Origin of the sequence: Klebsiella sp. KPN54798 (assembly GCF_021184225.1) — a bacterium.
GTDB classification, from domain to species: Bacteria; Pseudomonadota; Gammaproteobacteria; order Enterobacterales; family Enterobacteriaceae; genus Klebsiella; species Klebsiella pneumoniae.
On the sequence record NZ_CP089234.1, the window covers coordinates 3,652,365 to 3,666,290 of the forward strand.

Here is a 13,926-nt window from a genome sequence, read left to right on the forward strand (position 1 = left end):
ATCACGCGCCGGCGTCAGCGACGTTTGCGGCCCGTCTGTTTTGCTGTCTGTTTTGCTTTCCGTTTTACTATAACCTCCGGAACGCCCGGCTGCTCTATGGGAAAAACAGGTAACGCGTCCAGTAGACGCGCGCCGTAGTTTTTGGTCAACAGACGCTTATCGTAAATCACCACCTCTCCCCAGCAGTTATGGCTACGGATCAAACGCCCCACCTGCTGAATAAGATTAAAGGAGGCGCTGGGCAAACTCTGTACCTCGAAGGGATAACGATTGAGGCTTTTCAGCCATTCGCCTTCGGTGATCACTACCGGGCTGTCGATGGGCGGAAAAGCGATTTTATGGATATGCACCTGGCTTAGCAGATCGCCTTTTAAATCGAGACCTTCGGCAAAGGACTGCAGACCCACCAGCACGCTGCGCTCGCCGCTTTCCACCCGTTTGCGATGCAGCTCCACCAGCCGGTAGCGCGGCTGGTCGCCCTGCACCAACAGCATCAGGCGCAGATCGGTCACATGCTCGAGGAAGCGGTTCATCGCCCGCCCGCTGGCAAACAGCACCAGCATCCCGAGATGTTTTTTGCTCTCCACCTGCTGGCGAAAATAGGCCGCCATCTCGGCAATGTGCTGCTCTTCGTTATCCATCAGCGGTTCATAACGCATTTGAGGAATAATAATTTTCCCCTGCTCCACGTGGTTGAACGGCGAATCCAGCGCCACGAAGCGGTCCCCCGCTTTCTCCTTCAGACCGCTCATCTCCTGCAGGCGCGAGAAGCTGTTTAGCGAGCGCAGCGTCGCTGACGTCACCACGATATGCGGCACGCTGCGCCACAGCAGCCGTTCAAGCTGATCGCTGACGCGGATCCCGACGCAGTGGAACCAGACGTGGATCTGGCCATCGCGCACCACCCGCGTCGCCCATTTGGTTACCGGCGCGCCTGAGGACTGCGCCAGCGACGCCAGGCGCCACAGCTTGCTTTGGCTTTCAAACATGCCAAGGGCGCGGTTCATCTGCAGCAGCACCCGATGCAGGCGCACCACGTCATGGCTGCCGGTCTTTTCGCTGAGATCGTTCAGGAACAGCTCCGCCAGGCCGCGCAGCAACTCGGTGAGCTTCGCCAGCCGCTGGCAGATCTCCATCACCTCCTGCGGCAGTTCGCCCATCGGGAAGCGATGCTCCGCTTCCTGACCGGCGGGCATATAGAGATTGAGAATATTATTCAACGAGGCAATCAGCTCGAAAAGCTCTTCGCAATGAGCGGTGAGCCGCTCCGGATTGGCCAGCGGCGGCGTGGTTTTCGGACGAAACTGCTCCATGCAGGTGGCCACCAGCTTGCAGAATAGATCCAGCTGCAGGCGAAACCAGGGGGCGGTGATCTCGGCGCTCATCTCCAGCGCGTCGCGGGCGACGTCCGGCAGATGATGGCCTTCATCGAGGACCAGCAGCAGGTTTTTCGGCTCCGGCAGCACCGCTTCGCTCTCCATCGCCGCCATCACCAGCGCATGGTTGGCCACCACCACTTCCGCCTCCTGAATTTCCCGCCGCGCCACAAAGAACGGGCACTCGCGATAGTAGTGGCAGTTGCGGTTCAGGCAGCTGGCCTTATCGGTGCTCAGCCGGCTCCATAGCCCATCGTCGATGGCTTTGTCGGTATGGTCGCGCAGGCCGTCCCAGCGGTAGCTGTCGAGATCCTGCTTCAGGGTCGCGCACAGCTTCTGCTCCGCCTGATTATTCGGGGTGAGATCGTCATCGAGAAAGGCCAGCAGATCCTGCTGCGACGGCTCGGTGCTGGCCAGCGCCGTCAGGTTGCGCGGACAGACGTAGCGTCCGCGGCCAAAGGCGGCGGTGAAGCGCAGGTCGGGAATGATTTTACGCAGCAGCGGCAGGTCCTTACTGTAGATTTGATCCTGCAGGGCGACGTTGGCGGTGCTGACCACCAGCGTTTTGTGTTCCTCGCGGGCGATGGCGATGCCCGGGATCAGATATGACAGCGTTTTGCCGACACCGGTCGGCGCTTCGATAGCCAGATGCCTGCCCTCTTCCCCGGCAAGGGTTTTCGCCACATCGGCGATCATCTGCCGCTGCGGGGGACGCGGAATAAAGTCCGGGATCTGTTCCTGAAGCGCCTTATACCAGGCGGCGATTTGCGCTTTCAGCGCTGCGGTCAAAGCCATGAGAAAACCTGAATACTGTATAAACAGCCACTATTGTGCCATTTTTGCCCGCCCGGAGGTATTGCTTTCTGCGGAGTGAGGAAGCCTGCTCGACAAATAGTGTAATGGAAAGAAAAAGGCCCGCCGCCGCGTAGCGGACAGACGGGCCTGAGCCGGGGCGCGTTATCGCGGCCCGGACATCAGCGTGTTATTCGCCAGCCGGTTTACGCGGGCGACGGCGGCGCGGCGGTTTGCCGTCCTGAGTGCGCGCTTTCGGCGCCTCGCCGTCCTGACGGCGCGGGGCATTATTCTGGCTGCGCGGCTGTCCGCTGCGTCCCTGACCCTGGCCGCCGCGTCCCTGACCTTGCCCACGACCGCCGCCGCGCTGCTGGCGACCGTTCTGGATAGGTTCGGCTTTAATGGACGGATCCGGCTCATAGCCGGCAATCGCGATGCGCGGGATCTCTTTTTTCAGCAGGCGCTCGATATCGCGCAGCAGCTTATGCTCATCCACGCACACCAATGATAAGGCTTCGCCGGTGGCCGCCGCGCGACCGGTACGGCCGATACGGTGGACGTAATCTTCCGGTACGTTCGGCAGCTCGTAGTTCACCACGTGCGGCAGCTCTTCGATATCCAGACCGCGGGCGGCGATATCGGTCGCCACCAGCACGCGAATGCCGCCGGATTTAAAGTCGGCCAGCGCGCGGGTACGCGCTCCCTGGCTCTTGTTGCCATGGATCGCCGCGCTGCGGATGCCGTCTTTGTTGAGCTGTTCCGCGAGGTGGTTGGCGCCATGCTTGGTACGGGTAAACACCAGCACCTGCTGCCAGTTACCTTCGCCGATAAGCTGCGACAGCAGTTCACGCTTGCGGTTCTTGTCAACAAAATGGACGTGCTGGGTGATCTGCTCGGACGCGGTGTTACGACGCGCCACTTCCACTTCCAGCGGGTTGTGCAGCAGTTTCTCGGCCAGGCCCTTGATCTCGTCGGAGAAGGTCGCCGAGAACAGCAGGTTCTGTCGACGCGCCGGCAGTTTGGCCAGTACGCGACGGATGTCATGGATAAAGCCCATATCCAGCATACGGTCCGCTTCGTCCAGCACGAGAATTTCAACTTTATCAAGACTGACGGCGTTCTGATGTTCGAGGTCCAGCAGACGGCCCGGGGTGGCGACGAGGATGTCGACGCCGCCGCGCAGCTTCATCATCTGCGGGTTGATACTCACGCCGCCGAAGACCACCAGCGAGCGAATATTCAGGTATTTACTGTAATCGCAGACGTTCTCGCCCACCTGCGCCGCCAGCTCACGGGTCGGGGTCAGGATCAGCGCGCGCACCGGACGACGGCCCTTTGCGTGCGGCTCATTCTGGATCAGGCGCTGCAGCAGCGGCAGGGTAAAGCCCGCCGTTTTACCGGTGCCGGTCTGGGCGCTAGCCATCAGGTCACGGCCCTGCAGTACCGCCGGGATCGCCTGCTGCTGGATAGGGGTCGGCTCAACGTAGCCCTGCTCAGCGACAGCGCGCAGGATATCGGGATTCAGGCCAAGGGAATCAAAAGACATAACAACTCCGAACCGCCCCGGCCCGGTGAAGGGCGTAGTTTTCAGGGAGATTATTGCGATAAGAGATGGCAAAAACCACAATGCCATGAAGGGGCGCAGTCTAGCAGATTTTGTGACAGGCCGCATAAAATCTGCAAAAGAATGCCGCGCCTGGCTGGCGGGCATGAGAAGGCCGCTGAGCGCGCTCAGCGGCCAGTGGGTCATAGCAGTGCGGTTAACGCAGACGATACTTAATTTTTTCGACAATCTTCGCGGTGGAGATGCCGTAGCGATCGTGGAGGGTCGGCAGGGCGCCGGCTAACAGGAACGCGTCGGGCAGCCCCACGCTATCCAGCTCACAGCGTACGCCCTTACGCATCAGCAGCGCGGCCACCGCTTCCCCCAGGCCGCCGACCGCGGTGTGGTTCTCCGCAGTTACCACCAGGCGGCCCGGCTTCGACGCCTGTTCAATAATCGCTTTCTCATCCAGCGGTTTGATGGTCGGCACGTGCAGGACCGCCACGCCGATATTATCGGCCCGCAGCTTTTCAGCCGCCTCCAGCGCGCGCATGGTCATCAGCCCGGAGGAGATAATCAGCACATCGTTGCCGTCCTCCAGCAGCTTCGCCTTACCCAGTTCGAACTGATAGTCATATTTATCCAGCACCAGCGGCACCTTACCGCGCAGCAGACGCATATACACCGGCCCCTGGTGATCGGCAATGGCCGGTACCGCCTGCTCTATCTCCAGCGCATCGCAAGGATCGACGATAACCATCCCGGGGATACCGCGCATGATCGCCAGATCTTCGGTGGCCTGATGGCTGGGGCCATAGCCGGTCGTCAGGCCCGGCAGCGCCGCGCAGATCTTCACGTTCAGATGCTCTTCGGCGATGACCTGGTGAATATAATCATAGGCGCGACGGGTTGAAAAGGCGGCATAGGTGGTGGCGAAAGGAATAAATCCCTCCTTCGCCATCCCCCCTGCCGCCGCCATCAGCAGCTGTTCGGCCATGCCCATCTGGAAAAAGCGATCCGGGAAGGCCTGGGCGAAAATATGCAGGTCGGTATATTTTGACAGGTCCGCGGTCATGCCGACGATTTCCGGGCGCTGCGCCGCCAGTTTTGACAGCGCGACGCCGAAGGGCGCAGGGACGGTCGCCTGGCCTTCATCAGCAATCGAGGCGATCATCGCCGACGTTTTTAAACGGGGTTGACTCTGGCTCATTACAGCACTCCTTCCGGTTTGTTAGCGTCCAGCACCGCGATCGCTTTTTGCCATTCGTCGGCATCGACGCGAATAAAATGGTTTTTATCGCGGGTTTCGAGGAACGGCACCCCTTTGCCCATCAGCGTGTCGCATAAAATGACCCGCGGCTGATTGCCGGAATAACTTTTCGCGTTGTCAAAGGCGGCCATCACCGCCGGCAGATCGTTACCGTCCACGCGCTGTACGTACCAGCCGAAGGCGGCCCATTTATCCTGCAGCGGCTCAAAGCCGAGGATTTTGCGTGAATCGCCGTCAGCCTGCTGTTTGTTGACATCGACAAGGTTAATCAGGTTGCTCAGGCCATAGTGAGCCGCCGACATCGCCGCCTCCCAGGTCGACCCTTCGTCCAGCTCCCCATCGGACATGGAGTTGTAGACCCAGGCCTTACTCTGTTTCTGCCGCAGCCCAAGCGCCATGCCGACGGCAATGGACAGCCCCTGCCCCAGCGAGCCGCCGGACATCTCCATCCCCGGGGTGTAGGTCGCCATGCCGGACATCGGCAGGCGGCTGTCGTCGGAGCCGTAGGTTTCCAGTTCGGCTTCCGGGATAATGCCCGCCTCCAGCAGCGCGGCATAATAAGCGATAGCGTAATGGCCATGAGAGAGCAGGAAGCGATCGCGCCCCTCCCACTCGGGATCTTCCGGGCGATAGGTCATGGCATGGCTGAAGGCGGTGGCGAGCACATCGGCATAGCCCAGCGCCTGGCCGATATAGCCCTGCCCCTGCACTTCCCCCATTTGCAGGGCGTAACGGCGAATACGCCACGCCGCCGCGGCGACTTTTTGTGATTCGGTCATCTTCATCTGTTTGCCTCGCTTAGTGAATTAACATGCCGCCGTTGACGTCCAGGGTGATGCCGGTGGAGTAGGAGGAAAGATCGCTGCCGAGGAACAGCGCGGCGCGGGCGATGTCTATCGCGTCGCCAAGGCGGTTCATCGGAATGCCGGCAAGAATGTTGGCCGTCATGTCATCAGTCAGCTTGCCGGCGGTAATGTCGGTCTGAATCAGCCCCGGGGTGATGCAGTTAACGCGGACGTTATCCGGGCCAAGCTCGCGCGCCATCGCCCGCGCCAGACCCAGCACCCCGGCTTTTGCCGCGCTGTAGTGCGGTCCGCCAAAGATACCGCCGCCGCGCTGAGCGGAGACGGACGAGATGCAGACGATGCTGCCGGATTTTTGCGCCCGCATGGTGGGGATAACCGCCTGCGACATCAGCAGCGTACCGCGCAGGCTAACATCAAGCACCGCGTCATAGTTGGCGCGCTTGATATCCATCAGCTTCAGCGGCTGGGTAATCCCGGCGTTATTGACCAGTACATCAACCCGACCGTATTTCGCCAGGATCTGTTCGATGGCCGCCTGCACCTGCACTTCATCAGCGACGTTGGCCGCCAGGCCGAGATGGCCTTCGCCTAATGCCGCAGCGGCGGTTTTACTGGCTTCGCCATTGAGGTCGATAATGACCACTTTCGCGCCGTTTTCGGCGAATAATTTCGCAGTCGCGAAGCCCAAACCGCGTGCGGAGGCCGCGCCAGTAATAATGGCGACTTTATCTTTTAATAACATAGTTTCACTCCATGACATTACGTCATATTAATTAACAGGATATATTTCCGTTATTGTGGTTCATCGAGGAAAAGAATCACCACCAAACCAATGGCGGCGCAGATACCAAAATAGGTAAATACAGAATTAAAACTCCCGGTTTTATCAAGCAAGAAACCAGCCGCCATCGGCGCGACAAATCCACCGAGGTTGCCGCCGCTATTAATTATGGAAGAGGCGATTGGATAGGTTTTGCTATCCGAAACGGCCATGCCGTACGCGGTAAAGGCTGGCCAGCCGATATTTAAACAAAAGCCGACAAAAAATAATCCAATACAGACCGCCAGGGTGCTGGCCGGGATATTCAGCATAATTAACATCATGACCACCGTTGACACGGCAGTGAACATCATGGTGGGTTTACGTCGGCGGCCCAGGACTTTATCTGAAATCCACCCGCCGCCAATCGCGCCAATAAAGCCGCCGATGCACGGCATACTGGCCACGAAGCCCATACTCATTACATCAAAGCCACGCTCTTTGACTAAATACAGGGGGATCCAGGTTAATAATCCGTACAGCACGCTAACCATCATAAAATACGCCAGGCAGTCACCGAGAATATTTTTTGAGGTGAATAAGCCTTTCGCCGTATCAATTGGCGCCATTTTCTTTACCCGAATGATTTTATCCAGCCAGGTGAATCGATCGGCAATTAATATATTTTCGCGTACGCTATTATTATGACTTTCACGCCCGGCATTAATCTCTGCCAGTTCGCTTTGGGAAACAAATCCGCTCTCAGCAGGCTTGGATTTGACCAGCAGATACCACGCGATGGCCGCCACAATTCCGGGTATAGCAAAAGAGAAAAAGACCCACCGCCACCCCCAGGTCACCGCAATCCACACCGCCAGCGGCGGCACAATAATCGGCGCAAACATGGTCGCCGCGATGTAAACGCCGGTTGCCGTGGCTTTCTCCTTTGGTGGAAACCAGTTATTTATGGTGGAAGCCAGCCCCACCGGGCAAGGCCCTTCGCTCAGCCCCAGTCCCAGCCGCACCAGCTTCAGGCCAAACACGGAGCTCACCGTGCCCATCAGCCAGGTAAAGGCGGAGAAGCCGAAAATGGAGAGCGATACCAGCCCCCGGGTACCGCGTTTGGCGATGAAAAAGCCGGCCGGGATCTGGCTTACCGCATAGCCGAGGAAAAACATACTGGCGATGGCCCCGGCTTCAAAATTATTGATATGAAACTCATCAATGATGAAAGGCAGTACCGCGCCAATATTCGTTCGGTCGGCGTAATTGATGGCATACACCAGAAAAATCATCGTCAAAACCACGAAACGATATTTCGTTTTCCTGGCGTCAGTACAGACCAGCGTATCTATACGTGACATAGGGTTTCCTCGTTTTATACCTCATCCACTTCGCTGTAAGCTGCCGCTTCGGATCACCGCGTTTTACTATCCATACAGGAGCAAGAGATAAATGCTTTTCGCCAGCGAAACAGGTGGTTAGGTGTTTTATAATTGCGATGCAAGCACATCGCAGTTTGTTATCAGGCCTGTGAGAGGAATATAACAACCCCAAAATGAAACGGTATTCAAAAAACCTCAATTATGATTGAGAAAAATTGAGTTAGTGACTTCCCGCAAATTTTTAGCGTTTACTGACCTGCGCGCTTTTAACAAGATAAATTGTTAAGCCCATCACAAATTAACGTTGTTTTTTCGCTTTTCCCTATGCTGTACATCCCGGCTGCGCCACGCTGTTCGCTATTTTCTTTTATTCGCGCCCCGCGCAGGATGCCGCCATGAGCCAACCGCTACCCAATAAAAATCTGCCGATGCCCTCTTTACGCAATATCCAGGCTTTTATTGAAGTCGCCGCTACCGGCAGCCTTAATCTGGCCGCAGAGAATCTCAATATTACCGCCTCGGCGGTCAGCCATCAGATAGCCAGCCTGGAGCACTTTCTGGGGAAAAAACTGTTCTCCCGCAGCAGCAAAGGCGTCACGTTAACGGCGGTGGGAGAAAAATATCTCAAAGAGGTCTCCGGGGCGCTGAATATGATTGGCCAGGCCACCAGCCAGGTGATCAACGATATCCATCAGGATTATTTACGCATTCATTCGGCGCCGAGCTTCGGCCTGCTATGGCTGATGCCCCGTCTGGATAAATTCCGCCAGGCGTGGCCGGCGTTAAAAATCAGCCTGACCTGTTCATACGAAAGCATCCAGTTCTCCCGGGATAATATTGATATCGATATTCGTCACGGGCTGTCACAGTGGCCGACGCTGCTGGTCAGAACCATTAAAAATGAGCGCGTCCTGCCCTACAGCGCAGCGTCTTATTTAGCCAGCCATCCTGTGCAGGCTGTGGAAGATCTGCTGGCCTGCGATCTGATCCACTCCGACAGCACCTTGATTAACTGGAGCAACTGGCTGTCGTGGCACAAGGTCCGCGGCTGGCATAAAAACTTCATTTTTAATTTCGACCGGTCATATATGAGCATCGAGGCGGCCAGAATGGGGATGGGCGTGATCCTCGAGAGCAATCTGCTGGCCGGCGGACACGTGCGCCAGGGACAGCTGACGCCGGTATTTGCCGACGAGCGGAGCATGCCGGTCGGCGCGCACCACTTCGTCCTCCCCCACGCTAATGAACAGAAGGAGAAGGTCCAGCGCTTCTTCGCCTGGGTCGCCGGAGAGCTGAAAGAGGAAGGGTTCCATATTTGATCCCGGCTGGTGGACAAACCGCCAGTCGGCGCCTAAAGTTAATCAATCGATTGATTAACTTTTACCGAGCGCGATGACCAGTAAAGGCGAACAGGCAAAAAATCAGCTTATCGCGGCCGCTATCGCCCAGTTTGGCGAGTACGGCCAGCACGCCACCACCCGCGATATCGCCGCCCAGGCCGGGCAGAATATCGCCGCTATCACCTATTATTTTGGCTCGAAAGACGATCTGTATCTTGCCTGCGCCCAGTGGATCGCCGATTTTATCGGCGACAATTTTCGCCCGCAGGCCGAAGCGGCGGAGCACCTGCTTGCCGGGGAAGCGCCGGATCGCCAGGCGATCCGCGACCTCATCCTTAGCGCCTGCCACAACATGATCCTGCTGCTCACCCAGGACGATACGGTTAACTTAAGCAAATTCATTTCCCGTGAGCAGCTGGCGCCGACCGCCGCCTACCATCTGATCCACCAGCAGGTGATTGCCCCCCTGCACCATTATCTCACCCGGCTGATTGCCGCCTGGACCGGCTGCGAAGCCAGTGATACGCAAATGATCCTCCATACCCACGCCCTGCTGGGCGAGGTGCTCGCTTTCCGTCTCGGGCGTGAAACTATCCTGCTGCGCACCGGCTGGACGCAGTTTGACGCGCAAAAAACGGAACAGATTTTCGAAGTCATTACCTGTCATATCGATTTCATCCTGCATGGGTTATCGCAAAGGAGTTTGGGCTGATGAAAAAACCCGTCGTCGTCATTCTGCTGATCGTGATTCTTCTCGCCGCGCTGGGCGGCGGCTGGTGGTGGTACCAGAGCAGCCGGCAGCAGCCGCTGACCCTGTATGGCAATGTCGATATCCGCACCGTCAACATGAGCTTCCGCGTTGGCGGTAGGCTGGCCTCGCTGACCGTCGACGAAGGCGACAGCATCCGCGCCGGGCAAACTCTCGGCGAGCTTGACCGCGCGCCGTATGAAAATGCCCTGCTGCAGGCCCAGGCCAATGTCTCCACCGCCCAGGCGCAGTATGACCTGATGATGGCCGGCTACCGCGCGGAAGAGATTGCCCAGGCCGCGGCGGCGGTGAAACAGGCGCAGGCCGCTTACGACTATGCGCAAAACTTTTATCAGCGCCAGCTCGGGCTGCGCGCCAGCAGCGCCATTTCCGCCAACGATCTGGAGAATGCCCGCTCCTCGCGCGATCAGGCGCAGGCAACGCTCAAATCGGCGCAGGATAAGCTGCGTCAGTATCGCGCCGGTAACCGCCCGCAGGAGATTGCCCAGGCCAAAGCCAGTCTGGAACAGGCGCAGGCGGCGCTGGCCCAGGCCAAACTGGACCTGCACGATACCGTGCTCACCGCCCCTTCTGACGGTACGCTGATGACCCGCGCCGTCGAGCCCGGCACTATGCTCAACGCCGGCGGTACCGTACTGACGCTGTCGTTAACGCATCCGGTGTGGGTCCGCGCCTATGTTGACGAGAAAAACCTCGGCCAGGCGCAGCCGGGACAAGAAGTGCTGCTCTATACCGACAGCCGGCCGGATAAGCCCTATCACGGCAAAATCGGTTTTGTCTCGCCGAGCGCTGAATTCACGCCGAAGACCGTCGAGACCCCGGATCTGCGCACCGATCTGGTCTACCGTCTGCGCATTGTGGTGACTGATGCCGACGGCGCGCTGCGCCAGGGAATGCCGGTGACCATCTCCTTTAGCCACGGGAACGGACATGAGTGAGACCGTCATCGCCTTAAACGGCCTGAGCCGCCGTTTTCCCGGTATGGACAGGCCAGCGGTAGCGCCGCTCACCTGTACGATCCGCGCCGGCTACGTCACCGGGCTGGTGGGGCCCGACGGCGCGGGGAAAACCACCCTGATGCGAATGCTCGCCGGATTGCTCAAGCCTGATGAGGGTCGCGCCAGCGTGATAGGCTTCGACCCGCTAAAAGACGACAGCGCCCTGCACGCGGTGCTCGGCTATATGCCGCAGAAGTTCGGCCTCTATGAAGATCTGACGGTGATGGAAAACCTGACCCTGTACGCCGACCTGCGCAGCGTCACCGGCGAGGCGCGGAAGAAAATTTTCGACCGCCTGCTGGAGTTCACCTCCCTTGGTCCATTCACCGAACGGCTGGCAGGCAAGCTTTCCGGCGGGATGAAGCAAAAGCTGGGCCTCGCCTGTACCCTGGTGGGCGATCCGAAAGTACTGCTGCTCGATGAGCCCGGCGTCGGCGTCGACCCTATCTCGCGCCGCGAGCTATGGCAGATGGTGCACGAGCTGGCCGGCGACGGCATGCTGATCCTGTGGAGCACCTCCTATCTCGATGAAGCCGAGCAGTGTCGCGATGTGCTGCTGATGAACGAAGGCAAACTGCTCTATCAAGGGGAGCCGACGGCGCTGACGCAAACCATGGCCGGGCGCAGCTTTCTGGTTTCCAGCCCGCAGGAGAACAACCGCCGCCTGCTGCAGCGGGCGCTGAAGCTGCCGCAGGTTAGCGACGGGGTGATCCAGGGCAAATCGGTGCGTCTGATCCTGAAAAAGGACGCGCGCATTGAGGAAGTCCAGCAGCATGGCGACATGCCGCCGCTGCAGGTGGCCGACACCGCGCCGCGCTTTGAAGATGCGTTTATCGACCTGCTCGGCGGCGCCGGGACCGCTGAATCGCCGTTGGGGGCGATTATCCATCGCGTTGACGGCAGCAAAGAGGAAACGGTCATTGAAGCCCAGTCGTTAACGAAAAAGTTTGGTGATTTCGCCGCTACCGACCATGTCGATTTCCAGGTTAAGCGCGGTGAAATTTTCGGCCTGCTCGGCCCCAACGGCGCCGGGAAATCCACCACCTTCAAAATGATGTGCGGCCTGCTGGTGCCCACCTCCGGCAAAGCGCTGGTGCTGGGAATGGATCTCAAGGTCAGCTCTGGCAAGGCGCGCCAGCATCTGGGCTATATGGCGCAAAAATTTTCGCTGTACGGCAACCTCAGCGTCGAGCAAAACCTGCGCTTTTTCTCCGGCGTCTATGGCCTGCGCGGCCGGGCGCAAAATGAAAAAATCGCCCGGATGAGCGATGCCTTTGGCCTGAAAAGTATCGCCCGCCACGCCGCCGACGAGCTGCCGCTCGGCTACAAGCAGCGGCTGGCGCTGGCCTGCTCCCTGATGCATGAACCCGATATTCTGTTTCTCGATGAACCCACCTCCGGCGTCGACCCCCTCACCCGCCGCGAGTTCTGGCTACATATTAATAGCATGGTTGATAAAGGCGTGACGGTAATGGTCACCACCCACTTTATGGATGAGGCGGAATACTGCGACCGCATCGGGCTGGTCTATCACGGCAAGCTTATCGCCAGCGGGACCCCGGATGAGCTGAAAGCCCAGGCGGCGGACGACAGCCAGACGGACCCGACCATGGAGCAGGCGTTTATTACCCTGATTAACCGCTGGGACAAGGAGAATAGCCATGGGCAATAGCATTCTCTCCTGGCGGCGGGTCCGCGCCCTGTGCGTCAAAGAGACCCGGCAGATTGTGCGCGATCCCAGCAGTTGGCTGATCGCGGTGGTGATCCCCCTGCTGCTGCTGTTTATCTTCGGCTACGGCATTAACCTCGACTCCAGCAGGCTGCGGGTCGGCGTATTGCTTGAGCAGCAGAGCGAAGAGGCGCTGGATTTCGTCCATACCATGACCGGCTCACCCTATATCGACGCCACCGTCAGCGACAGCCGCAGGCAGCTGATTGAGATGATGCAGGCCGGGCGCATCCGCGCCATGGTGGCCATTCCGGTGGATTTCGACCGCCAGATGGCCCGCCCCGGCGCCGACGCACCGCTGCAGCTCATCACCGACGGCAGCGAGCCCAATACCGCCAACTTCGCTCAGGGCTATGTGGAAGGTATTTGGCAAATCTGGCAGCAGCAGCGGGCGGAAGACCGCGGCGAAACCTTTGAACCACTGATCGACGTGCAGATGCGCTACTGGTTTAACCCGGCGGCTATTAGCCAGCACTTTATTATCCCTGGGGCGATCACCATCATCATGACCGTGGTCGGCGCCATACTGACCTCGCTGGTGGTGGCCCGCGAATGGGAGCGCGGCACCATGGAGGCGCTGCTGTCGACGGAGATCACCCGCGCCGAACTGCTGCTGTGCAAGCTCATTCCCTACTATTTCCTCGGCATGCTGGCGATGCTGCTGTGTATGCTGGTGTCGGTATTTATTCTCGGCGTGCCCTATCGCGGCTCGCTGCCGATCCTGTTTGTCATCACCAGTCTGTTTTTGCTCAGCACCCTGGGGATGGGGCTGCTGATCTCAACCATTACCCGCAACCAGTTTAACGCCGCGCAGGTGGCGCTGAACGCCGCCTTTTTACCGTCGATTATGCTGTCCGGGTTTATTTTCCAGATAGACAGTATGCCGGCGGTGATCCGCGCGGTGACCTATGTGATCCCGGCGCGCTATTTCGTTAGTACTCTGCAAAGCCTGTTTCTGGCGGGCAATATTCCGGTGGTGCTGCTGGTCAACGTGCTGTTTTTGATTGCGTCGGCGGTGATGTTTATCGGTCTGACGTGGCTGAAAACCAAACGGCGTCTGGATTAGGTTTTGTCCGGTGGCGCTGCGCCGACCGGGCCTACGGTTTAACCAACATCGATTATACGGTTCGCCGATCCCGTAGGCCGGGCAAACGCAAT

Annotated in this window: 12 protein-coding genes; 5 read left to right on the plus strand and 7 right to left on the minus strand. The window is 58.7% G+C overall.

What is annotated here, in order from left to right:
- Positions 1-14: 14 nt before the first annotated feature.
- From dinG to LPQ25_RS17645, 7 genes are all read right to left on the minus strand, one after another.
- The gene (gene dinG, locus LPQ25_RS17615) at positions 15-2,171 is read right to left on the minus strand and encodes an ATP-dependent DNA helicase DinG (protein ID WP_012737692.1); all 2,157 of its coding nucleotides are present in this window, start codon (positions 2,169-2,171) and stop codon (positions 15-17) included.
- A 187-nt stretch (positions 2,172-2,358) separates the two neighbouring features.
- Positions 2,359-3,714, minus strand: coding sequence for an ATP-dependent RNA helicase RhlE (rhlE, locus tag LPQ25_RS17620; protein WP_012737691.1), 1,356 nt, complete (start codon positions 3,712-3,714; stop codon positions 2,359-2,361).
- A gap of 214 nt (positions 3,715-3,928) precedes the next feature.
- Complete coding sequence (locus tag LPQ25_RS17625; protein ID WP_234599483.1) at positions 3,929-4,921, minus strand: transketolase family protein; 993 nt, start codon at positions 4,919-4,921, stop codon at positions 3,929-3,931.
- Positions 4,921-5,766, minus strand: coding sequence for a transketolase (locus tag LPQ25_RS17630; RefSeq protein ID WP_002895753.1), 846 nt, complete (start codon positions 5,764-5,766; stop codon positions 4,921-4,923). The genes LPQ25_RS17625 and LPQ25_RS17630 overlap by 1 nt, the downstream gene beginning before the upstream one ends.
- A gap of 13 nt (positions 5,767-5,779) precedes the next feature.
- Positions 5,780-6,529, minus strand: coding sequence for an SDR family NAD(P)-dependent oxidoreductase (locus LPQ25_RS17635; RefSeq protein WP_002895750.1), 750 nt, complete (start codon positions 6,527-6,529; stop codon positions 5,780-5,782).
- A 50-nt stretch (positions 6,530-6,579) separates the two neighbouring features.
- Positions 6,580-7,911: an MFS transporter gene (locus LPQ25_RS17640; RefSeq protein ID WP_014907912.1), complete on the minus strand. Its 1,332-nt coding sequence runs from the start codon at positions 7,909-7,911 to the stop codon at positions 6,580-6,582.
- 287 nt (positions 7,912-8,198) lie between these two features.
- Entirely contained in the window at positions 8,199-8,336 is a 138-nt protein-coding gene (locus tag LPQ25_RS17645) for a hypothetical protein (protein ID WP_004142057.1), read from the minus strand.
- Here LPQ25_RS17645 and LPQ25_RS17650 point away from each other — a divergent pair.
- The 5 genes from LPQ25_RS17650 to LPQ25_RS17670 all read left to right on the plus strand — a co-directional run bounded on the left by LPQ25_RS17650 (position 8,328) and on the right by LPQ25_RS17670 (position 13,834).
- Positions 8,328-9,251: a LysR substrate-binding domain-containing protein gene (locus LPQ25_RS17650; protein ID WP_004179102.1), complete on the plus strand. Its 924-nt coding sequence runs from the start codon at positions 8,328-8,330 to the stop codon at positions 9,249-9,251. The two genes, LPQ25_RS17645 and LPQ25_RS17650, sit on opposite strands and share 9 nt — an antisense overlap.
- A gap of 73 nt (positions 9,252-9,324) precedes the next feature.
- The gene (gene cecR / locus LPQ25_RS17655; protein ID WP_002895746.1) at positions 9,325-9,984 is read left to right on the plus strand and encodes a transcriptional regulator CecR; all 660 of its coding nucleotides are present in this window, start codon (positions 9,325-9,327) and stop codon (positions 9,982-9,984) included.
- Positions 9,984-10,979 carry a secretion protein HlyD gene (gene hlyD / locus LPQ25_RS17660; RefSeq protein WP_002895745.1) on the plus strand — a complete coding sequence of 332 codons (996 nt, stop codon included), beginning with the start codon at positions 9,984-9,986 and terminating at the stop codon, positions 10,977-10,979. Before cecR ends, hlyD begins: the two co-directional genes overlap by 1 nt.
- The gene (locus tag LPQ25_RS17665; RefSeq protein ID WP_012737689.1) at positions 10,972-12,711 is read left to right on the plus strand and encodes an ATP-binding cassette domain-containing protein; all 1,740 of its coding nucleotides are present in this window, start codon (positions 10,972-10,974) and stop codon (positions 12,709-12,711) included. Before hlyD ends, LPQ25_RS17665 begins: the two co-directional genes overlap by 8 nt.
- Positions 12,701-13,834 carry an ABC transporter permease gene (locus tag LPQ25_RS17670; RefSeq protein WP_012737688.1) on the plus strand — a complete coding sequence of 378 codons (1,134 nt, stop codon included), beginning with the start codon at positions 12,701-12,703 and terminating at the stop codon, positions 13,832-13,834. The genes LPQ25_RS17665 and LPQ25_RS17670 overlap by 11 nt, the downstream gene beginning before the upstream one ends.
- Positions 13,835-13,926: the final 92 nt, after the last annotated feature.